This is a genomic window from Pseudomonas sp. SDO5591_S426, assembly GCF_054070755.1.
On record NZ_JBSVXD010000105.1, the window covers coordinates 1 to 21,665 of the forward strand.

Here is a 21,665-nt window from a genome sequence, read left to right on the forward strand (position 1 = left end):
ATATCCCTGTGGGAGCGAGCTTGCTCGCGATGAGGTCAATGAAATCACTTCGGCCCAAGAATCTTCGCCAACTTGTCCGGCGACGGCGCGCCTTGCTGCTGTTGCAGCTCACCCTTGCTGTCCATGTAGAAAATCGCCGGGGTGGCCTGCAATTCAAGGTCTTCCATCAACTGCATGTTGGCCGCGAGTTTCGCCTGGATCGCCGGCGGCACATCTTTCAAGGCCTTGAGCGAGCTGCCCTTGCCGGCCGCTTCATGGTCTTGCAGGGCTTTTTGCGGGTCTTTGGCGGCGAGCAGGGCGGCGGACTTGCCGGGGCTGTCTTCGCGGATGATGCCGACCATGATGTGGCGCAGTTGCACCTTGCCGGCCTTGACCCATGGCCGCGCCTGCTCCCAGAACATGTTGCAGTAAGGGCAGTTCGGATCGCTGAACATGTAGACGATGCGCGGTGCATCCTTGTTGCCGTCGGCGATCCAGTTGCTCGCTTCCATCTTGCCCCAGACTTCCTTGGCCATCGGCGCGTACACCAGTTTTTGCAACGGTGCGCTGCTCAGGTCGTTGCCTTCGGCATCGTACAGACTACCCAGCAGCACGTGCTTGCCGTCCGGCGTCAGGTACAGCGCCATGCCACGGTTCTGGTATTGCGCGGCGTAACCACGCAAGCCATCCGGGGCATCGAATTGACCGACGATCTTCGCGCCTTTGGCTTCGATCTTCTTGATCGCCTCGGGCAACTCTTCGGCCTGCACCGATGGCAGATGCAGCAGGGCGGCACCCAGGCTCAGGGTCAGCAGGTGGCGGAGGCGGGGCATGGCAGTTTCCTTGAAGAGGTGGCAGGTACGTTGTCGAAATTTTCCAGGGCTCGGGCCAGGCTGGCTTGCGACAGTTCGCCCAGATGGCTGCCCAGCAGGCGACCGTCGGGGCTATAGAACAGCGTAGTCGGCAATGCCATGGAACCGACGGCCTGGCCCAAACGACCACCGCCGTCGAACAGCACGTTGGACAGGCTCAGGCCCTGGGTTTCCAGAAACGTGGCGACGCTTTGCATGCTTTCGGCCTGATTGACGAACAGGAAGGTCAAATCGGGACGTTGTTGCTGGGCGTTTTCCAGCACCGGCATTTCCCGGCGACACGGCGGACACCAGGTGGCCCACAGATTGATCACCAGCGGGCCGCCCTTGTAGTCGGCCAGTTGCACGGTTTCACCGGCCGCATTGCGCAGGGTGATTTCCGGCAGGCGCGTGCCTTGCTCATAAATGCTCAGGGAGAACGTTGCCAGCAGCCAGAACGCCAGGCCGCTGGCCACGCCAAAGCCCAACGGACGACGCAGACCTGGGCGACGCCAGCCTCGGTACACGGTGGCGAGCACCAGCGCGATCACCCCCGGCCAGGCGAGGAAACCGCCGTCGCGCAGGTCGATGACCTGCCAGGGATCACTGCGATAGTGGCTCCAGTAAACCGCGACGAAACCGATCCGCGCCGCGAGCATGCCGATCAGGAACAGGCTGAACAGCACCGACTCGGGGTTTTCTCCCCCGCGCTTGGCCACCCGCCAACCGACGAACGTCGCCAGTGCCAATGCACTGATCAGCAGCAGGTGGTTAAGCGCGATGGCAAAGGTGCCGAGGGTAAAAGTCAGCATTAACGGGCGTCTCGGGTGGTGGTCCAGCGTTGCAGGAACGTGTCGGCATCGACCTCACCGGTGATGCGCTGGCTGCGACGCTCGACGCCGTCGGCACCGATCCACAACAGGCTCGGTGGCCCCGGCACTTTATAACGGCCGAGCAGTTCACGACTGGCGGCATTGTCGGCGGTGACGTCTAGTCGGAGCAAGCGCACATCGCTCAAGGCTTCGAGCACTTTGGTTTTGCCGAACACCTGTTTTTCCATGACCTTGCACGACACGCACCAGTCGGCGTAGTAGTCCAGCAACACCCACTGGCCCTGCGCTTGCGCCGCATCGAGTTCCCGTTGCAGTGCTTGCGGGTCCTTGATGGTGGTGAAGGCGTCGTGACCGACCGGGACAGCCGCAACCGCCGTGTTTGACGCGCGGTAAACCTGCAGCGGCTTGAACAGATCATCACTGCCGCCCGCCGCGCCGATCATCAACAGACTGCCCCACAAACCGAGCAGCAACGACGTGGCACCGAACAGATGCGCCACGCGACCAAAACCGTCCGATTGCTTCCAGGCGCTGTAGGCCGCGATCAGCAGCAACGCGCCGCACAGGCCGAGCCACAACGATTCATCCAGCACCGGGCGCAGCATCAGCAACGCGGTCGCGAGGAACAGGAAGCCGAAAATGCCTTTGACCAGGTTCATCCAGGCGCCGGGTTTGGGCATGAAGCGATTGCCGACGGTCACCAGCAACAGCAGCGGCACACCGATGCCGATGCCCATGGCGAACAGGATCAGCCCGCCATGCAACGCGTTACCACTCTGCGCGATGTAGAGCAGGGCGCCGGCCAGCGGCGCGGTCATGCACGGACCGACCAGCAAGCCGGACAAGGCGCCCAGCACACCCGCACCGATCAGGCTGCCGCCGCGCTGATTGCGCGAGACGTTTTCCAGGCGATCACGCACCGCCACCGGCAATTGCAGCTCGAAGAAGCCGAACATCGGCAACGCCAGCAGCACGAAAACTGCGGCGAAACTGCCCAGCAGCCAAGGGTTTTGCAACCAGGCTTGCAGGTTCGCCCCCAGGGAAGCCGCCAACACGCCCATCGCCGCATACACCAGCGCCATGCTCACCACGTAACTGCCGGCCAGCGCCAAACCGCGTTTGGGCGAAGCGCCGCTGCCGACAATCAATCCGGCCAGAATCGGCAACATCGGCAACGAGCAAGGTGTGAAGGCCAGCAACAGGCCAAGACCGAAGAACACCAACAAGCTCCAGCCCAGCGCACGTTGTTGCAGGTTGCTGGCCAGGGCTTGGTCGGGCGCTTCATTCGTCGTACCGGACGCAATGGCGCTGCCCAGATCTACGACTTTGGTTTGCGGTGGATAACACAAACCGGCGTCGGCACAGCCCTGATAACTCACGTTGACCTTACCGCTGGCGCCGGCGGGAATCTTCAGTTCCAGGCCTTGACGATAAACCTGCTGCTCACCGAAAAACTCGTCGCTGTGGGATTCGCCTTGCGGCAGCGCAGGGTGCTGATCGGCAGGCAAACCGTCGAATTTCAGCCGCTTCTGATACAGGTAATAGCCGTCGGCAATCTGCCAAAAGAGCTGGGTTTCTCCGGAATCCAGACGTTCAGAGGTGAAAACAAACGCTTTGTCGACGGGCAGAAAATCGGGTTTGGTCTCGAACGGATTGCTTCCGGCCTGGGTCAGGCTGGAGAACAGCAGGGCGACGAGTAGAAACAGCTGACGCATGGAAAAGCCTTATCCTTTGCAAGTGAGCTGCACAATGGGCGGCGGCGATTAACCGATGATTAACCGTGGCGGCCTTGTTGCAGTGACGCTTGCGGCATAATGTCGGCTTAATCGGTCAGCGGCCTAATCAGCATTATTTACACGAGGCTCTCCATGCACGTACTGGTTTGTGAAGACGATGAGTTGATCGCCAGCGGCATCGTCGCCGGCCTGACCGCTCAAGGTCTGACCGTGGAACATGTGGCCACGGCATCTGCTGCGCGGGCGATGCTCAAGGTGGCGGAGTTCGACGTCATGGTGCTCGACCTCGGCTTGCCCGACGAAGACGGTCTCAAGTTGTTGCAGCAATTGCGCCATAACGGTCTGGAACTGCCGGTGCTGATCCTCACGGCCCGGGACTCGGTGACCGACCGCGTCGACGGTTTGCAGGCCGGTGCCGACGACTACCTGCTCAAGCCTTTCGACCTGCGTGAACTGGCTGCGCGCCTGCACACCCTGCTGCGACGGGTGGCGGGGCGCAGTGTCAACCTGATCGAACATGGCGCTTTGACTTACGACCCGAGCAGTCGCGAAACCACGCTCGCCGGTCAGCCGGTCGACCTCTCGCGCCGCGAACAGTCGCTGCTACAAGCGCTGCTGCATAACCGTGGTCGGGTGTTGTCCACCGAGCAACTCAAGGACAGCGTCTACGGTTTCAACGACGAATTGGAGAGCAACGCCCTCAACGTCCACATCCATCACCTGCGGCGCAAACTCGGCAACGGCATTGTCGAGACCGTGCGCGGCCTGGGCTATCGCCTGGGGCCGGCTGATGGCGGAGAACAATCGAAGTGATGAGTTTGCGTTTGCGCCTGAGCCTGACGCTCGGCGCCGCGTTTGCGCTGATCTGGGCGCTGGCTGCGGCCTGGATGCTCAGCGACCTGCGCAACCAAATGATGTTTTCCCTCGACCAGCGCCTGGTGGCGTCGGCGCGGATGGTCGCCGGGTTGATGGAGCAACTGCCGCCGTTGCCGAACAAGGGCGAGGGCACGCATTTCAGCGCCGAACAGTTGAACATTCCCGGGGGCATGGCGTGTCAGGTCAGCTCGTTGCGCGGGGAAATTCTCGCCCGTAGCCACAGCGATCCGGGGCAAACCCTGGAAGCCGAGAAAATGGGTTTCCACGATCAGATGATCGACGGCGCGCCGTGGCGCAGTTTCACCTTGGCCCGGGGTGATCTGCGCATCACCACGGCGGATCGGCAAATCGAGCGTGAGGCGTTGAACATGTCGATCCTGCTGGCCGCTTCGGTGCCGGTGGGTGTGGCATTGCTCGGTTGTCTGTGCCTGCTGTGGCTGGGGATTGGCCAGGGGCTGGCGCCGCTCAATCGCATGCGCGATGCCTTGATGCGTCGCAGTCCCGACTCGCTGGAGCCCTTGCAGGTTCAGCCGTTGCCCAGCGAACTGCAACCGTTGCTTGAAACGCAAAACCAGTTGTTCCAGCGCATCGGCAAGACCATCGAGCGCGAACGTCGGCTGACCGGTGACGCCGCCCACGAATTGCGCAGTCCGCTGACCGCAATCAAGACCCACCTGCAAGTGGCGCGCATGACCGATGGCGCGGCGCGGGATCAATCCCTTGCCCGGGCCGAAGAGGGCGCCGATCGCTTGCACCGGACCCTTGAGCAATTGCTGTTGCTGGCGCGAGTCGAGGGCAGTCTGTCGTTCGACGATGGCGTGCAATGCAGCGCTGAGCAAGTGGCGAAACTGGCGATTCAGGATACGGCCGGCGGTGATCGCCAGCGCATCAAGTTTCAACCGCCGGCCAAGGTGTCTCAGGCACCGGTCAAAATGCCCGCCGTGCTGTCGATTGCCGCGCTGCGCAACTTGCTGGATAACGCCTTGCGCCATACACCCGGCGAGGGTCTGGTGGAACTGAGCCTGCAAACTACCGGCAACCGCGTGCAGTTCGTGGTGCGCGATCACGGGCCGGGCATTGCCGAAGATGACCTGCAACATTTGACCCAACGCTTCTGGCGCAACGGCCAGAGCACCGGTTGTGGTCTCGGCTTGGCGATTGTCCAGGCCATCGTCCAGCGCTGTGGTTGCACGCTGCATTTCGACAGCCGGCCGGACGGGTTGCGGGTTGAACTGACAATGCCGTTGCAACCGGTCTGACCAACTCCCAAACCCCTACATGAAGCCAGATCGCACATCATCTGTAACTTCTCTCCATTGGCCGCCCGGACCGCCCACGACTATCGTTCCTCACACTCAACGGATTGAGGTGACCGCGTCATGGAAGCATCCGTACACACCTGCAAGGCAACCCCGGCCGACGCCGGCATCATCAGCCGCATCATCGAGCGCTCCATTCGCGTCGGCTGTGCGCTCGACCACCGCAACGATCCGCAAACCGTTGCTGCCTGGACCCACAACAACACCGTCGAACACATCCTGCCCTGGCTCAACGACCAACGGTTGTACCTCAACATCGCCCTGTTGCAGGACAAACCGGTGGGCGTCGCCATGGCTTCGGTCAGCGGCAAAGTGGCGTTCTGTTACGTGCAGCCGGAGTGGTTTCGCCGCGGTGCCGGGCAAGCGCTGGTGCATGATCTTGAAGGCTGGCTGATCAACCAGGGTTTGCGCCAGTCCCGACTCAACAGCACACGCACCGGTGAAGCCTTTTATCGGCGACTGGGTTATCGGGTGTGCGCAGAAACATTCGCGGTGGCGGGACTTCATGCCATCCCCATGTATAAAGCCTTGCCTGAGGTCTAAATCGCCGAGCCCCTGATGCGTTTCCAGAACAGGAAAACCTTATTGAGGGGTCGAGAGATGTCAGTCGCTACCAGCCTTATCGAAGATCAGCCGGCCCGGGTCGCGCCGACCGAGACGCTGTATCAGTTCAATGAATCGCCGTTGCTGGCCCGTCAGAGCCGGCAGGAATCCAATGCTCGCAGCTATCCGCGACGCATTCCCCTGGCGCTCAAGCGTGCCAAGGGCATTCATGTCGAAGACGTTGAAGGTCGCACGTTCATCGACTGCCTGGCCGGCGCCGGCACCCTGGCCCTGGGGCATAACCACCCGGTGGTGATCGAAGCCATTCAGCAGGTGCTGGCTGATGAATTGCCGCTGCATACCCTGGACCTGACGACGCCGGTCAAGGATCAGTTCGTCCAGGATCTGTTTGGCCTGTTGCCGCCAGCACTGGCCGCAGAAGCCAAGATCCAGTTCTGCGGCCCGACCGGCACCGACGCAGTGGAAGCCGCGCTGAAACTGGTGCGCACCGCCACCGGCCGCAGCACCGTGTTGTCGTTCCAGGGCGGTTATCACGGCATGAGCCAGGGCGCGCTCAGCCTGATGGGCAGCCTGGGGCCGAAAAAGCCCTTGGGCGCGTTGCTCAGCAGCGGCGTGCAGTTCATGCCGTACCCCTACGATTATCGTTGCCCGTTCGGATTGGGCGGCGCGCAAGGGGTCAAGGCCAACCTGAATTATCTGGAAAACCTGCTCAACGATCCCGAGGCCGGCGTGCAATTGCCGGCAGCGGTGATCGTGGAAGTGGTGCAGGGCGAAGGCGGGGTGATCCCGGCGGATCTGGACTGGTTGCGCGGTTTGCGCCGGATCACCGAAAAGGCCGGCGTGGCGCTGATCGTTGACGAGATCCAGAGCGGTTTCGCCCGCACCGGCAAGATGTTCGCCTTCGAGCACGCGGGGATCATTCCTGATGTGGTGGTGATGTCCAAGGCTATCGGCGGCAGCCTGCCGCTGGCGGTGGTGGTCTATCGCGACTGGCTCGACACCTGGCTGCCGGGCGCCCACGCCGGGACCTTCCGTGGCAACCAAATGGCCATGGCCGCCGGCTCGGCGGTGATGCGTTATCTGGTCGAGCACAAGGTGTGCGAACACGCCGCCGCCATGGGCGAGCGCTTGAGCGAACACTTGCGCATCCTGCAGCGGGATTTCCCGCAACTGGGCGACATTCGCGGTCGCGGTCTGATGCTCGGCGTCGAACTGGTCGACCCGACTGGTGCACTGGACGCTCAGGGTCATCCGCCAGTGTTTGCGCGTCTGGCGCCGCTGGTGCAGCGCGAATGCCTCAAGCGTGGCTTGATCCTGGAGCTCGGTGGCCGTCACGGCGCGGTGGTGCGTTTCCTGCCGCCACTGGTGATTACCGCCGCAGAAATCGACCGCGTCGCCGAGATTTTCGGCCGGGCGTTGGCCGCCGCGACCACCGGCCTGTAAATTTTCCAGGCCCCGGAACGTTCCTTCTACATAGCGGCTGCACGCAGCGTGCAGCCCACCCTACAGTGATGGAGAGACAGCATGACGTCAGTATTCGACCGCGAGGACATCCTCTTTCAGGTCGTGGTCAACCACGAAGAGCAATACTCGATCTGGCCCGACTACAAGGCCGTGCCGGAAGGCTGGCGCACCGTGGGCAAGAGCGGCCTGAAGAAAGAATGCCTGGCTTACATCGAGGAAACCTGGACTGACATGCGTCCGCTGAGCTTGCGCCAGAAGATGGACGAGCAGGCTGTTGCTCACTAAACATCTGCGCTAAAAAAGCCCGCTGGACTGGTGACGGTCAGCGGGCTTTTTGTAGCGGGTAATCCCTGTAGGAGCTGTCGAGTGCAACGAGGCTGCGATCTTTTGATTTGTTCTTAGAACCAAGATCAAAAGATCGTCCGAACGCGGCCCGAGCCTTCGGCAGCTCCTACATCGCCATCGCCAGCAGGCTGGCTCCCACAGGGGCTACGGTGGTCAGCCACTCAACCCCTTGATCACCAAATCCACATCCCCCTCCAGTTCGGCCACCGGATCAGCCGCGTCGACACTCAACACCACCAACCGACTCCCGGCCTCAGCGATCACCGCTTTTACTGCATCGGAAGGCTGGCGATGGTGCAGCACCACGGCCACGTCATTGTCCTTGAGCGTCGTAGCCAATGCCTTCAGCGCCTCAGGCGTCCACTCGGCATCCGGCCGTGCATCCAGGCCAACCAGCTCAAGATTGAGACCGCCAATCAGGTAGCCGAAGTGATCGCTCAGGCTCATCACGCTAAGGTTGTCGGCAGCAGCCAGACGCGCCTCGCTGTCAGCACTGAGCTTGAGCAAACGCTGTTTCAAAGTCGCCAGATTGGCCTCGATCGCAGGCTTGGCCGTGGGCGCGAGGCGCACCAGGTCCGCCGCCATCACGTCCGCCATTCGCCCCATGTTGTTGCTGGCGAGCCACGGCTGACTGTTCAAACCGTCGACCTTGTTGTCAGGCTGCACGGCGATGCCGGGCAGGGCGCCGTCCACGGGGCGGGCGGCGTCGACTTCGATGATGCGGATGTTGCTGCGCCGCGAGATCGGGTACAGCGGATCATCCGGCCACAGCGAGCGCAAGCCGATCACCGCGTCGGCGTCGGTCGCCAGTTTGGCCAGCGCCGGGGCGCCTCGGCCGGTGAAGTAGGCGGTCTGACGGCTTCCGGGCAGATTGTCCGGTGCGGCGCGTTCAAGTTTGACGTCGGTGCCTTTGAGCAGGACTTCGCCCAAACCGTAGGTGATCGGCAACGAGGCCAGTACACGCAGCGGCTTGCTGTTGTCAGCGGCGAAGGACGTTGTGGCCAGCCCGCACAGGGCGACCGCCAGGGTTAACTGGCGTAGAGAAAAAGTCATTTATCCAAGGTTCCCTTTCAGGCTGGGGACGACGCCGCGCGCAATGGCGGACAGGGCGAAGGCGATACCGGCCACCAGAATGATCGCGGCACCGGACGGAATCGGCAGGTCGAAGACGATCGGCGCGAGAATCCCGCACAGCGTGCTGACCGTGGCGATCAGTACCGAGCACCAGAAAAAGCCTTTCAACGATTGGCTGAGCAAACGCGCCGCTGCGGCTGGAATCACCAGCAGTGCACCGACCAGGATCGCGCCGATGACTTTCACCGCGGCAACGGTGATCAGCGTCACCAGAATCACGAACAGATAATCCAGCGACTTCACCGCCACGCCGCGCACCGCCGCCAGTTGCGGGTTGAAACTGGCGAGCATGATGCGGTTGTACAGCGGCAAGGCCAGGGCCATCACCAGCGAGCCGACGATGGCCAGCACCAGCAGGTCATTGCCGTTGACCGTCAGCACCGAACCGAACAGCACGTTTTCCAGAATGTGCACGTTGATCTTGCCCGCCAGAATCAGCAGCAGACTCGCACCCAGTGCCAGGGACACCGAGAGGAACACGCCGATCAAAGTGTCCGGCGCCAGGCCGGTGCGGTTGCGCAGGTAGTTGAGCAGGATGCCGAACAACAGGCAGTAACCGAACAGGCTGCCATAAGGGCCGGTGTAGGGTTCGCCGAGCAGAATGCCGATGGCCACGCCAGTCAACGCTGCGTGACCCACCGCTTCGGAGAAAAACGCGAAGCGCTTGACCACCACCAGCGTGCCCAAACCGCCCAGCACCGGACCGATCAACAACCCTGCGAGCAGCGCGTTGACCACAAATCCATACGCCAGCGCTTCAGGCAGGTAACCCGCAGAGGCCCAGCCTTGGACCATCAAACGAAAGGCTTCGTAACTCATCAGGCAGCGCTCCGTGGATGGGTCGAAAACAGCGTCAGCAGACGATCCGGCGTCAATGCCAGTTTCGGCGTGGCGTCGAACAGCACCCGGCGATTGAGGCCGGTAACGTGATCGGCCAGACGCCCGACGGCTTCCAGATCGTGCTCGATCCACAGCACGGTGATGCCCGCCGCGCGCCAGTCGCCGAGCAAACGCTCGAACACCCGAATCCCGGCTTCATCGAGGGCCGACATCGGCTCATCCAGCACCAGCAATTGCGGTGCTGGAATCAGCCCTTGCGCCAACAACACGCGCTGACGTTCGCCGCCGGACAGCGCGCCCATGCGCCGCTTGCGTTTGTCTTGCATGCCGACCCGCTCCAGGGCCTCGCCGATTGCCCCTGCGTAGTGCTTGCTCAAACCCAGGAAAGCCGGGCGTCGCTGGCACATGGCGGCCATGAAATCGTCGACGGTCATCGGCAGGCCGCGATCGAACTCCAGGGCTTGCGGCACGTAGCCGATGGTCCCCGGTTCGCTCGGCCATTGCAGGCTCAGGCGGCCCTGATGCGGCATCTGCCCCAGCAAAGTCTTGATCAGCGAACTCTTGCCGCCACCGTTGGGGCCGACCAGTGCGTGCACGCTGCCGGGTTGAACCTGAAAGGTGACCTTGTCGAGGATCGTCGTGCGACCGAGAGTCAGGCTGACCTCCGCAAAATCCAGCGTCGGTCCCACACCCTGTAGGAGCGAGCCTGCTCGCGATTGCGGTGTGTCATTCAATGATGATGCCGCCTGACTGGACGCCTTCGCGAGCAAGCTCGCTCCCACAGGGGATTCTGCATCGGCCAGGATGGTTTCTTTCGAGGTCATTTACCCGACTCCTGAATCGCCCGGACCACCGTGTTGAGGTTGCCGGTCATTTCCTTTTCGTACTTGTCGGCGGTGTATTCGCCGTAGGAAATGTGCGACAGCGGATACAGCTTCACTCCGGATTCACGCTGGATGGTGTCGACGTACGTGGATGGGAAATCCATCTCCGAGAAGATCACCTTCACGTCCAGTTCACGCAGTTGGTCGATGGTCTTTTTCAACTGGCTCGGACTCGGCTCGATGCCATGGGCCGGTTCGACCACGGCCGTCACTTCCAGGCCAAATTCGCGCAGCAGGTAGTCGTAGGCGGCGTGCACCGTCGCCACCCGCAGTTCGGCGTTCGGTGCCTCGGTCAGTTTGGCCAGGGCGTCGGCGCGCATCTTGCGCAGGCGTTTGCCGTAGGCGCGGGCGTTCTCGGTGTAGGTCTTGGCGTTGGCCGGATCTAGTTTGCCCAGTTCACGGGCGATGTTGTTGACCTGGGCAATCGAGGCACTGATCGACAGGAAGGTGTGCGGGTTCACCACCTTGCCGGCGCCGCGTGCGGCAACGCCGGTGGCGGCCAGCAGCGGTACGTTTTCGTTGGCTTCGATGACCGGCACGTTCGGCGTTTCGCTGGCGGCGATCATGCGGTCGGCGAAGTCGTCATGCCCGACGCCGTTGAGCACGATCACGTCCAGGCCGCTGATACGCTTGATGTCCTCGGCCCGAGGTTCGTAGGCATGTGGGTTGAAACCGGCCGGAATCAGCGGCACCACTTCGGCCTTGTCGCCGACGATGTTGGCTACGTAGCTGTAATAAGGGTGCAGGGTGATGCCGATGCGCAGGCGCTTGGCCTCGTCGGCGCTGGCCAGGGGTGTCAGCAGGCAGGCCAGCAGGCCGACCAGTGTCAGGCGCAGAACAGAGCGTAGAGATGAAATAGGCATGGGAAAGCGGTCTTCTCTCGGGTGAAGGCGAGGGTTCAGTGTCGGTGCTGGCGGGTCACGCCGGCATCGAATTGCGCGACGATCTGCTGCCAGCCAGCACTTTCAAGCGCGGCGTCGCTGAGGTCGGCCGGGGCCTTGAGGTCGATGGCGCGGTTGAGCCAGATGTCCGGGGCGTCATCTTCTGCGGTCAAACGCATCAGGAACGAGCCGGCCACGCTGGCGGTCTGGCTCTGGCCGAAGTAAGCCTTGGTGTCGAGCAATTGCCAGACATGAGCGCCACGGCTGACGGAGCTGGCGTCCTGGGCAAACGGCGCAAAGCCTTCATCGGCGAGGGTTGCTGGTGTCGGCAGGGTTTGCTGTTCCTGGCGTAGGAGGTGAATCTCGTCCAGCGTCACGCGCAAATCGGCGTAGATGCCTTGCTCGGAAGCGCTGAGGTCGCGGCGGGCATCCAGTTGATGGCTGTTGACGCTGCTCACTTCCTGAGACTCGCTGCGCCAGGCGACCACCGAACCGGCCACCGCCAGGATCATCAGGCACAACAGCAATACGTAAAGGGTTTCATGGCCGGCACCGGCCGGGCGGACGACTTGCGTGGTTGGCGTACTCATGGGGCTTCAATGTCCGCTTGGTCGATTTCGACCACGTGGCCGGGGCCTGCGTCGAACAGCACATAAAACTCGGCGCCGGGCTTCTTGAAAGTCAGGGTGGAGTCGGCGCCGAGCTTGCCCGGCACCAGGATGGTTTCGTCGTAGCCGATCACATCCAGGGTCACGCCCGGTGCGCCGCTGCCGTCGGAGAAACCGCCAGTGCACTTGATCTGCTCGGCGTCGATGGCCTTGCATTCGCACATCGGGTTGTGGGCCAGGGCGCTGGTGCTGAAAGCGGCGCAGAGCACCAGCACCGCGGCGCTGAGAGGGCGGATAACGTTGATCATGGTTTGCCTCCTTGAGTGGTCAACCAGGCGAGGGTGGCGGGGGAGGCCTGGCTCAGAGGAACGGATGCCTGATGCATGGAGCCGTCCCAGCCTTCCATGGTTATCCACAGTTCGGCGTCGGTTTTGGTTTTTTCCGGGATCGGCAACATCGCGCCCATGCGGTACGGCGTGCCGAAGAAAATCACCCCGGCGGCGCGCAGGCTGCGCGGCTTGCCGATGCGCAGGTAAGTCGCCTTGACCTGCTCGCGGCAGCTGTTGCAGAGGGCGGCGTTGAAACTTTTCATGTAGCCGGCGGGGCCATCGAGGCGCGGCGCTTCATTGCGCAACTCGGCCAGGCGCACGCTCCACGGGCCGACCTGCACTTCACCGATTTCCCGCTCGCCCAACCCGGTATCGCCACGGAACAGCGCGGCATCGGCGAAATACTTGGGCATGAAGCCCAGCGGCACCAGCAACAGCAGAACGTTGATGTGGAAACGCCATTTGTGCCAGAAACGGCTCAGCTTTGACCCTGGTTTTTCCGCAGCGAACAGGCTCATTGGCTGACCTCCGTGGTTTCATGGCTGGTCGCCGGGACATTTTCGTTGCGCGGGCGTTTGTTGCTGCGCTTGAGGGCGTTGGCCGTCGCCAGGGCAGTGCGCTTGGTCCAGATCAACAGACCGCTGAGCACCATCATGCTCAGCAGCAGGCCGAAGAAGAACCAGATCAGCTTGATCCAGATACCGCCGAAATCACCGGTGTGCAGCGGACGCATGGACTCGGTCACGAACTCCAGGCCCGAGCGGTCGGATAGCAAGCGCGTGGCGGCAACGTCGCCGGTGTACGGGTTGATGTCCGCGGTCTGGAACATCAGCGGATACCAACTGCGCCCACCCACCGACAGGTAGCTGTAGGCGTTGGCCGGCATGCTGACAAAACTCTCGTCGAGACCGGGAATGCGTTCCTTGGCTTCGCGGATCGCAGCTTCCAGGCTGATCATCGGCGCCGCTGAACCATCGGCGGTGAGCGGCACGCTTTCACGCGGGACCACGGCAGCCACCGGTGCGGTGGAGATGGTGATCTGATTGTCGAACATGAAGGCCTGAATCAGGAACCAGGTGCTGGTGATGGAAATCACCGCGATGAACCAGATCGACCAGATGCCGCTGAGACGGTGGAAATCACCCCAGAAAATCCGTGCGCCATGGCGAATGCGCAGGGTCGGGCGCAGGAAACCTTTCCAGAAACGCTTGTACACCACCAGCCCGGTCACCAGCGAGGCCAGCAGCGGCAGGCTGAGGAACGACACCAGATACCAGCCCCAGCTGTAGCCATTGGTGAACGGCACTAGCCACCAGCCATGCAGCGCGCGGGTGAATGCCTGGAAGTTGAATTGCGGAGCGGGGCCTTGAATGGCGCCTGTATACGGGTTGACGTAGACCGTCAGCGCACGCCCGTCGGGGTAGGTGACGCTGACATCCAGCGCAAAGTGCGATTCGTCGGGACGGCTGATGCTGTCGACAATGATGTCGGGCTCGGCCTTCTTGATGGCGGAGAGGATCTGGTCGTAATTGAGCCGCGGCGCATCGTCCGACGGCTGGCTGGCGCGCATTTGCGGGTTGGCCAGCCAGACGATTTCCTGGCTGACTACCGCCAATGTGCCGGTCACGCAGACGATCAGGACGAAAAACCAGATGGGCAGCGCCAGCCAGCTATGAACCAGGAACCAGAGTTTAGAGCGGGATTTCTTCGACATGGTCAGGGCGTCTTATATCGATGAAAAGGCCTCTACTACGGGCTTCGCAGCGATGAGGTCGATAAAAGTCCAGTCGTGGCTTTTGCCTACGCGAAAGGACTGCATCTATATAGGACGGATGAGCATCCGAAATCCCGAAGGGCGATATGAAAGAAAATGTTTCGTGTTCCGCGCAGGCCGATGCTGGCCTGCGCGGTGCCGCGATCAGCGCAGGAAACCCAGCACTTCGGCAAGCAGCAGTTCAGGGGCTTCTTCGGCGATGTAATGCCCGGCGGGCAACGCTTTGCCACGGACATCGGTGGCGACTTGCTGCCATTCCTTGAGCGGCTCGAAACAGCGCCCGACCGTGCCTTCGGCGCCCCATAACACCAGCAACGGCAGGCTCAGATGATGGCCGGCATCGATGTCGGCGCGGTCATGTTGCAGATCGATGCTGGCGCTGGCCCGGTAATCCTCACAGATGCCACGGGCGGCGCCCGGCAGTTTCAGGCAGCGCAGGTATTCGCCGAAGGCTTGCTCGGTAAACGGTTTGAGTCCGGCACTGCGACTGCCCATCACGCTGCGCAGATAAGCCTCGGGATCGGCGTCGATCAAGGTTTCCGGCAATGGCGCCGGGCGGATCAGGAAGAACCAGTGCCAGTACGCACGGGCAAAGGCTTCGTTGGTTTGCGAATACATCGCCAGGGTTGGCGCGATATCGAGCAACACCATGCGTTGCACGACATCGGCATGATCCAGCGCCAGGCGATGGGCGACGCGGGCGCCACGGTCGTGGGCCAACACCGAGAAACGGTCGAACCCCAAGGCCTGCATCAGCTCGACGTTGTCCTTGGCCATTTCCCGTTTGGAATAATTCGCGTGCAGATCATCGGCGGACGGCTTGCTGCTGTCGCCGTAGCCGCGCAAGTCGGCGGCGACCACGGTGAAATGCTCGGCCAGTTGTTCGGCGACCTTGTGCCAGATGACGTGGGTCTGCGGGTGCCCGTGCAACAGCAACAGGCCCGGCCCGCTGCCGCCGATGCGGTAGGCGATATCCACACCGTTGACGCGGCGCTGGTCTTTCAGGAATCCGGCAAACATGAGTGCCTCCTTGTTCTGATTAGATGCATCCTGAAAGTGTTGCGGCGTGAGGGCAAGGCGTGAAGTGTGGTGTGATTGTTCATGAAGTGTGTTTGATAGACCGCCATCATTGTAGGAGCGAGCCTGCTCGCGATGGCGGTTTATCAAACCCTGAAGATCTCAACCCTGCTGAAACATCTCCTTGGCCCGCTGCTCAATCTGCTCCTGAGTCAGATCCTCTTTCCGCGTGGCCAAAAACCACAGATGTCCATACGGATCCTTCAAAGTCCCGGAGCGGTCGCCATAAAACTGATCCTTGACCTCCGACACCACGGTGCCACCTGCCGCGATCGCCTGTTTGTAAGACTTGTCCACATCGGTCACATATAAATGCAGACCGACCGAAGGCGAGTTGTCCGGATTGCTCAACGGCCCTTGATCGCACGGTGTGCCGAGCATGATCGGGCAGTCGCCGATGCGCAGTTCGGCGTGGCCGATACCGCCGTCGGGCATGGACAGGCGCATGACTTCGATGGCGCCGAAGGCTTTTTTGTAGAACTCGATGGCTTCGCCGGCTTTTGCGATGCCCAGGTACGGGGTGATGCTGTGATAACCCTCTGGAATGGGTTTAACGCTCATGATGGTTTCTCCCTGTTCTTGTTGTGAATTCACTGCTTTCAAGCAGGACCAATAAGTGTAGGAGCTGCCGAAGGCTCGGGCCGCGTTCGGACGATCTTTTGATTTTGATCTTAAGCATTCTTCAAGTTCACAAAAGATCGCAGCCTTCGGCAGCTCCTACAGGGTTAATTCTGTTGTTCATGCCACTGTTCAGCCATCAACAGTGAAGCAACAGATTGTCTGGCCTGAGCATCATCAAACCCTCGAAACACCGCCGAAATCCCCGTAAACACTGGCCCGCGCAGTCAGGCACAGAAGCTGCAATCACTCAGGTATTACCGATACCGAGAGTCTTGTATGTCTGCCTTGCCCGAATCTGCCGTTTATCCGATCAACCGTCCGTCCGCCCACCGGATCGCTGACGGAGCCGAAGCCCTGCAAGTGGCCGAGCGTGTCGCCGCGATCCTGCTGGAGCAGGACGCCGAACGCGACCGTTCGCGCCTGGTGCCCGCCGAAATCGTCGATCTGTTTTCCAACAGCGGCCTGTGGGGCATCACCGTGCCCAAAGCGTTCGGTGGCGCGCAGGTCTCCTCTGCGGTGCTGGCGCAGGTCATCGCGATCATCTCGGCGGCCGATCCATCCCTGGGACAGATTCCGCAAAACCACTACTGCCTGCTGGAAGACATTCGCCTCCAAGGCACGCCGGAGCAGCAGGCGCATTTCTTTGAGCTGGCCTTGCAAGGTCACCGCTTCGCCAACGCCTTGTCGGAGACCGGTGGCAAGAACGTGCAGGACATTCAGACCACCATTCGCCGTTACGGCGACGGCCATGTGATCAACGGCCGCAAGGGCTACTGCACCGGTTCGCTGTATGCGCACTGGCTGGCAGTGCTGGCGCTGGACGAAGAGCAGAAGGGCCAGTTGGCCTTCGTCGAGCGCGGCACCCAAGGGCTGGTGATCGTCGACGACTGGGACAGCATCGGCCAGCGCACCACGTCCAGCGGCACCGTGTTGGCCGAGGATCTGCATGTTCCGGCGTTCAACCTGTTCCCGACCTATCGCTCCTATGAAAGCCCGACCCTGGCCGGCCCGTTCGCCCAATTGACCACCGCCGCCATTGACGCCGGCATCGCACGTGCGGCCCTGCGCGACACCATCGCTTTCGTTCAGCAATTCGCCCGGCCGTGGATCGATGCGGGTGTGGAAAAAGCCAGCGAAGATCCGCTGACCATCATTCAGGTCGGCGGCCTCGAGATTCGACTGGAAGCCGCCGAAGCCTTGCTGGAACGGGCCGGTCATGCGCTGGATGCGGCGCGTCCGGCACCGGATGAAGACAACGTTGCCCGCGCTTCACTGGCCGTGGCCAAGGCCAAAGTGTTGACCACCGAAATCGCCATCGAAGCGACCAACAAACTGTTCGAACTCGGCGGCACCCGTTCCACGTTACGCAAGCACAACTTCGACCGCCACTGGCGCAACGCACGGGTCCACACCTTGCACGACCCGGTGCGCTGGAAATACCACGTGGTCGGCAACTGGCTGCTCAACGGCGTGAAACCGCCGCGTCATGACTGGTCGTGATCATGGCCGAATTGTTCAAGAACATTTACTGGGCCGACATCGGCCAGGCCTGCCTCGACACGCTGAGCATGCTCGGCGCGGCCCTCGGTTTTACTGTGCTTCTGGGATTGCCGCTGGGCGTGTTGCTGTTCCTCACCGGCAAACGCCAGTTGCATGAAGCCGTCGGGATTTATCGGGTGTTGTCGGTGATCGTCAACATGCTGCGTTCGTTGCCGTTCATCATTTTGCTGATTGTGCTGATACCTCTGACCACGTTGCTGGTGGGCACCTCGCTGGGCGTTCCGGGCACCATTCCGCCGCTGGTGGTGGGCTGCACGCCGTTCTTCGCGCGGCTGGTGGAAACCGCGCTGCGCGAAGTCGATCGCGGCGTGGTGGAAGCGACCCAGGCGATGGGCGCCAACACCTGGCAAATCATCCGCTACACCTTGCTGCCTGAAGCCCGGGGAGGGTTGCTGGCGGCGGTGACGGTGACTGCGATCGTGCTGGTCGATTACACGGCGATGGCCGGCGTGATTGGCGGCGGCGGGCTGGGCGACCTGGCAATTCGCTACGGCTATCAGCGCTTCCAGACCGACGTGATGGTGGTCACGGTGGTGCTGTTGTTGATCCTGGTCCAGGCCCTGCAAATGAGCGGCGACCGACTGGTAGCGCGTTACAGCCACCGATAAACATTCAGTTCTAAACCAAAAAAAACCGGCCCCACGTCCGCCCCACGACGGCCACTTGATCTGCCTTGGAGCAACCCATGAAAAAGACCCTGGCCGTTTTGGCTGCACTGATTTCGTTGAGCGTTCACGCCAATGAAAAACTCACGGTCGGCGCCACCCCGGTGCCGCACGCGGAAATCCTTGAATTCGTCAAACCGACTTTGGCCAAGGAAGGCGTGGACCTGGACATCAAGGTCTTCACCGATTTCATCCAGCCCAACCAGCAGTTGGCGTTGAAAAATCTCGACGCCAACTATTACCAGTACCGGCCATTTCTCGATGACTACAACAAGACCCGCCACACCGATCTGGTGCCGGTGGTCGGCGTGCACATCGAACCGTTCGGCGCTTACTCGACCAAGATCAAAAACATCTCCGAGCTGAAGGACGGTGCGACCGTGTCGATCCCCAACGACCCGGTGAACACCGGTCGTGCGTTGGTGCTGCTGCATGAGGCGGGTTTGATCAAACTCAAGGACCCGAGTAATACGCTGGCGACCCAGCGCGACATCATCGAAAACCCGAAACACCTGAAAATTCGTGAGCTGGAAGGTGCGCTGCTGGCGCGTTCGGTCAGTCAGGTGGACCTGGCGTTCGTATTCGCCAACTACGCGCTGGAAGCCGGGATCGACACCAACAGTGCGCTGATCGTCGAGAAGGGCAAGAGCCTGTACATCGAGTTCCTCGTAGCGCGTCCCGATAACATCAACGACCCGGGTTTGCAGAAACTGGCCAAGGCGTTGAACTCCGATGAAGTGCGGCAGTTCATCCTGACCCGCTACAAAGGGCAGATTGCGCCGGGGTTCTAAGCTTCGGTTGATCTTGAGGACGCCATCGCTGGCAAGCCAGGCTCCCACAGGTTTTGTGTGCGTCTTGGAAAACGCACAATCCTGTGGGAGCTGGCTTGCCAGCGATGGCCGCGCCACCTATTTCGAGTCAGGCTCGATGGGTTAAATCGACAGCTGCATCAAGCGCTCGCCCTGCACGTTTTCCGTAGGCCGGCGTTTGTTCACTGCCAGCTCGCCGATCTTGATCAGGCGTGTGCGCGTGACGTTGCGGCTCAGCCCCAACAGCGCGGCGGTGTGCACCTGGTTGTAATGGCTGAAACGATAGGCGGCGCGCAGCAACGCATCTTCGACTTTCTCGTGCAGCGCACCGGCCTGTTGTTCGAAAAGCTTTTGAAAGGCCCGATCCAGCAGCGCTTCGGCGGAGTCGTCGACCTGCGCGTGATAGTCGTCCTGACGCTCGATGCGCATGTTCGACAGGCGCAGGTCATCGCGTTCGATCACGCCGTTGCGGCAAATCAACAGCGTGTGGTGAATGACGTTTTCCAGCTCGCGGATATTGCCCGGCCAACTGTAGCTGCGCAGTTTCAGCTCGGCTTCTTTACTGATGGTGATGCTGCCGTAGCCAAGGCGCTGGCTGTAGGCGTCGATGAAGTGACGGGTCAGCGGCAGGATGTCGCCCGGCCGGTCACGCAGCGGGCTGAGTTCCAGGCTGACCACGTCGAGCCGGTAATACAGGTCTTCGCGGAAATGCCCGGCGTTGATGGCTTTCTCCAGTTGCACGTTGGTCGCCGCGAGTACCCGCACATCAATCGGGATGCTCTTGCGCGAGCCCAGGCGCACCACTTCGCGTTCCTGCAACACACGCAGCAACTTGACCTGGATCGCCATTGGCAAATCGCCGATTTCATCGAGGAACAAGGTGCCGCCGTCGGCCTCTTCGAACCAGCCGGCCTTGGCACTCAACGCGCCGGTAAACGCGCCTTTTTCATGGCCGAACAACTCGGCCTCGACCAGGGATTCGGAGAACGCGCCGCAGTTCACCGCCACGAACGGCCGGTTGCGGCGGGCGCTGAGGTTGTGGATATGTCGCGCCACCAGCTCTTTGCCAGTGCCGGTTTCGCCAATGATCAGCACACTCGCTTCGCTCGGCGCGACCTGTTGCAGATGCGCGAGCAAGGCCTGGGATTTCGGGTCTTCGAATACCTGAGCTGTGGCGCGGATCGACGTGGCCAGAGCGGGCGAGGGCGGTAAGGTCAGCAGTTGCATGGGGCACGCTCCTTGATTGGAAAGCTATGAATAGAAAGTCGGAATCGGCAGGGCCTGGTTCAGCGCCCAGTCACCCAGCTCGTGGAGTTTGTAATCCACCGGGTCATGCAGGGTTTGCGTACGCAGGTTGCGCCAGTGGCGGTCCAGTCGCAGTGATGCGTGGGTCGAGCGCGCGCCGGTCACTTCGAACAAGCGGCTACACAACTCAAGACCATTGCGCGTGGCCGCGACCTTGGCCGTGGCGATAGCGGTGGCCAGATGGCCGCGCTCTTCAGCGCTGAGGTTCGGACCTTTGGCCCAGGCCTTGTCGAGCAGTTCGGCGGCCCGTTCCACCAGCAGCCGCACACCCTCGAGGGCCACCCAGAATTCGCCGTAGTGGCCGAGTACATAAGGGTCCTGGGACACATCCTGAGCGGTGGATTTATGCCACGGCCGGGTTTCGGTCAGCGTGTATTGCCGCGCTTCTTCGAAGGCGCCTTCGGCGATACCGAGGAACATATGGGTGAACGTGAGCTGGGCGATCAGCGGGCGCAGACAGGCGAACGGTGTACTCAACGGACCCGGATCGAGCAGCAGTTCCGACTCTTCGACCCGTACCCGTTCGAACGTGGCACTGCCGCTGTCGGTCTGGCGCTGGCCCATGTTGTTCCAGTCGTTGTGCAGGGTGATGCCGCTGCGCCCGCTGGGGATTGCGGCGATCAACAGCTTGCCGCCGGCACTTTCGTCCACCGCCGAGGCGATCAGCATTTGCGAATCGCTGGCGCCGGAGCAGAAACTTTTCTTGCCGGAAAACTCACGCCAGCCGCCGAGTTTTTTCACCACGGTGCGGGTGTCGAGCGGGTTGAGGGCGTTGCCCCAGAACCAGTTCTTGCGCGCGGTCTGTTCAAACCACGGCTGCCATTGTTCCGGCCGGGCGAACAGGCGCACGGTGGCAAGCATCAGGTGATGAAAGCCGAATACATGGGCAATCGAACTGTCGACCTTGGCGAACTCGCGCACAACGGTCAGGGTTTCACTCCAACTGGCGCCGAGGCCGCCCAACTGGGTGGGAATGCTCAAGGCGAGCAGACCGCTGTGGCGCAGGGCGTCACGCTCGGCCTTGGGTGTACCGCCACGCTCGTCGCGCTCGACGGCGGTCAAGGCAAACTCCGCCGCCAAATGGCGGGCGGTTTGCAGCGGGGATATCAGGGCGCTGTGCGGCTTGGCAGTCACGCGGGTTTCCTTATTGAACGGACCCTGTAGGAGCTGCCGAAGGCTGCGAACTTTTGACTTTAAAGATACTTATCCGT

The 21,665-nt window shown here is 61.7% G+C and carries 22 protein-coding genes and 1 pseudogene; 8 read left to right on the plus strand and 15 right to left on the minus strand.

Features of this window, described 5'->3' with window-relative positions:
• Positions 1-44 precede the first annotated feature (44 nt).
• Genes dsbG through dsbD form a run of 3 tightly spaced genes read right to left on the minus strand, consistent with a single transcriptional unit; the run spans position 45 to position 3,378 of the window.
• Complete coding sequence (dsbG, locus tag ACW9JC_RS19350) at positions 45-812, minus strand: thiol:disulfide interchange protein DsbG (protein ID WP_457456886.1); 768 nt, start codon at positions 810-812, stop codon at positions 45-47.
• On the minus strand, positions 788-1,642 hold the full coding sequence (locus tag ACW9JC_RS19355; protein WP_338582170.1) for a TlpA disulfide reductase family protein: 855 nt from the start codon (positions 1,640-1,642) through the stop codon (positions 788-790). The genes dsbG and ACW9JC_RS19355 overlap by 25 nt, the downstream gene beginning before the upstream one ends.
• Complete coding sequence (gene dsbD, locus ACW9JC_RS19360) at positions 1,642-3,378, minus strand: protein-disulfide reductase DsbD (RefSeq protein WP_457456889.1); 1,737 nt, start codon at positions 3,376-3,378, stop codon at positions 1,642-1,644. The genes ACW9JC_RS19355 and dsbD overlap by 1 nt, the downstream gene beginning before the upstream one ends.
• Before the next feature lie 153 nt (positions 3,379-3,531).
• Here dsbD and ACW9JC_RS19365 point away from each other — a divergent pair, with 153 nt between their 5' ends.
• From ACW9JC_RS19365 to ACW9JC_RS19385, 5 genes are all read left to right on the plus strand, one after another.
• Positions 3,532-4,212: a response regulator gene (locus ACW9JC_RS19365; protein WP_095196723.1), complete on the plus strand. Its 681-nt coding sequence runs from the start codon at positions 3,532-3,534 to the stop codon at positions 4,210-4,212.
• A complete protein-coding gene (locus ACW9JC_RS19370) occupies positions 4,209-5,534 on the plus strand; it encodes an ATP-binding protein (protein ID WP_457456891.1) in 1,326 nt (441 codons plus the stop codon). Before ACW9JC_RS19365 ends, ACW9JC_RS19370 begins: the two co-directional genes overlap by 4 nt.
• 120 nt (positions 5,535-5,654) lie before the next feature.
• Positions 5,655-6,137 (plus strand): GNAT family N-acetyltransferase, encoded by a 483-nt coding sequence (locus ACW9JC_RS19375; RefSeq protein ID WP_457456893.1) that lies wholly within the window; start codon positions 5,655-5,657, stop codon positions 6,135-6,137.
• 57 nt (positions 6,138-6,194) lie between these two features.
• Entirely contained in the window at positions 6,195-7,601 is a 1,407-nt protein-coding gene (locus ACW9JC_RS19380; RefSeq protein ID WP_457456895.1) for a diaminobutyrate--2-oxoglutarate transaminase, read from the plus strand.
• 81 nt (positions 7,602-7,682) lie between these two features.
• Positions 7,683-7,907: an MbtH family protein gene (locus ACW9JC_RS19385; protein ID WP_150703736.1), complete on the plus strand. Its 225-nt coding sequence runs from the start codon at positions 7,683-7,685 to the stop codon at positions 7,905-7,907.
• A 213-nt stretch (positions 7,908-8,120) separates the two neighbouring features.
• On the opposite strand, the gene ACW9JC_RS19390 is transcribed toward ACW9JC_RS19385, so the two are convergent.
• The 10 genes and pseudogenes from ACW9JC_RS19390 to ACW9JC_RS19435 form a co-directional block, all read right to left on the minus strand.
• Entirely contained in the window at positions 8,121-9,020 is a 900-nt protein-coding gene (locus ACW9JC_RS19390) for a metal ABC transporter substrate-binding protein (RefSeq protein ID WP_457456897.1), read from the minus strand.
• Positions 9,021-9,920 (minus strand): metal ABC transporter permease, encoded by a 900-nt coding sequence (locus ACW9JC_RS19395; RefSeq protein ID WP_416130020.1) that lies wholly within the window; start codon positions 9,918-9,920, stop codon positions 9,021-9,023.
• A pseudogene (locus ACW9JC_RS19400) lies at positions 9,920-10,658 on the minus strand (metal ABC transporter ATP-binding protein). Before ACW9JC_RS19400 ends, ACW9JC_RS19395 begins: the two are co-directional and overlap by 1 nt.
• Positions 10,659-10,761: 103 nt before the next feature.
• Entirely contained in the window at positions 10,762-11,688 is a 927-nt protein-coding gene (locus ACW9JC_RS19405; RefSeq protein WP_338582162.1) for a metal ABC transporter substrate-binding protein, read from the minus strand.
• 35 nt (positions 11,689-11,723) lie between these two features.
• Positions 11,724-12,296 (minus strand): DUF6162 family protein, encoded by a 573-nt coding sequence (locus ACW9JC_RS19410; protein ID WP_457456900.1) that lies wholly within the window; start codon positions 12,294-12,296, stop codon positions 11,724-11,726.
• Positions 12,293-12,622, minus strand: coding sequence for a hypothetical protein (locus tag ACW9JC_RS19415; protein ID WP_457456902.1), 330 nt, complete (start codon positions 12,620-12,622; stop codon positions 12,293-12,295). The genes ACW9JC_RS19410 and ACW9JC_RS19415 overlap by 4 nt, the downstream gene beginning before the upstream one ends.
• Positions 12,619-13,161, minus strand: a complete 543-nt coding sequence (locus tag ACW9JC_RS19420) for a thiamine pyrophosphate-binding protein (protein WP_457456904.1) — start codon at positions 13,159-13,161, stop codon at positions 12,619-12,621. The genes ACW9JC_RS19415 and ACW9JC_RS19420 overlap by 4 nt, the downstream gene beginning before the upstream one ends.
• Complete coding sequence (locus ACW9JC_RS19425; protein WP_416130025.1) at positions 13,158-14,357, minus strand: PepSY-associated TM helix domain-containing protein; 1,200 nt, start codon at positions 14,355-14,357, stop codon at positions 13,158-13,160. The genes ACW9JC_RS19420 and ACW9JC_RS19425 overlap by 4 nt, the downstream gene beginning before the upstream one ends.
• A 204-nt stretch (positions 14,358-14,561) precedes the next feature.
• A complete protein-coding gene (locus ACW9JC_RS19430; RefSeq protein ID WP_457456906.1) occupies positions 14,562-15,437 on the minus strand; it encodes an alpha/beta fold hydrolase in 876 nt (291 codons plus the stop codon).
• Between the two features lie 159 nt (positions 15,438-15,596).
• Complete coding sequence (locus ACW9JC_RS19435) at positions 15,597-16,055, minus strand: VOC family protein (RefSeq protein WP_338582156.1); 459 nt, start codon at positions 16,053-16,055, stop codon at positions 15,597-15,599.
• A gap of 336 nt (positions 16,056-16,391) precedes the next feature.
• Between ACW9JC_RS19435 and ACW9JC_RS19440 the strand changes: the two genes are divergently transcribed.
• The 3 genes from ACW9JC_RS19440 to ACW9JC_RS19450 all read left to right on the plus strand — a co-directional run bounded on the left by ACW9JC_RS19440 (position 16,392) and on the right by ACW9JC_RS19450 (position 19,131).
• A complete protein-coding gene (locus ACW9JC_RS19440) occupies positions 16,392-17,615 on the plus strand; it encodes an SfnB family sulfur acquisition oxidoreductase (protein ID WP_457456909.1) in 1,224 nt (407 codons plus the stop codon).
• Positions 17,616-17,617: 2 nt separating this feature from the next.
• Positions 17,618-18,283 carry a methionine ABC transporter permease gene (locus ACW9JC_RS19445; protein WP_416130029.1) on the plus strand — a complete coding sequence of 222 codons (666 nt, stop codon included), beginning with the start codon at positions 17,618-17,620 and terminating at the stop codon, positions 18,281-18,283.
• A gap of 77 nt (positions 18,284-18,360) precedes the next feature.
• Positions 18,361-19,131: a MetQ/NlpA family ABC transporter substrate-binding protein gene (locus ACW9JC_RS19450; RefSeq protein ID WP_457456911.1), complete on the plus strand. Its 771-nt coding sequence runs from the start codon at positions 18,361-18,363 to the stop codon at positions 19,129-19,131.
• A gap of 141 nt (positions 19,132-19,272) precedes the next feature.
• On the opposite strand, the gene ACW9JC_RS19455 is transcribed toward ACW9JC_RS19450, so the two are convergent.
• Both ACW9JC_RS19455 and ACW9JC_RS19460 read right to left on the minus strand, forming a co-directional pair.
• The gene (locus tag ACW9JC_RS19455; protein ID WP_338582152.1) at positions 19,273-20,376 is read right to left on the minus strand and encodes a sigma-54 interaction domain-containing protein; all 1,104 of its coding nucleotides are present in this window, start codon (positions 20,374-20,376) and stop codon (positions 19,273-19,275) included.
• A 24-nt stretch (positions 20,377-20,400) separates the two neighbouring features.
• On the minus strand, positions 20,401-21,588 hold the full coding sequence (locus ACW9JC_RS19460; protein ID WP_457456913.1) for an acyl-CoA dehydrogenase family protein: 1,188 nt from the start codon (positions 21,586-21,588) through the stop codon (positions 20,401-20,403).
• Positions 21,589-21,665: the final 77 nt, after the last annotated feature.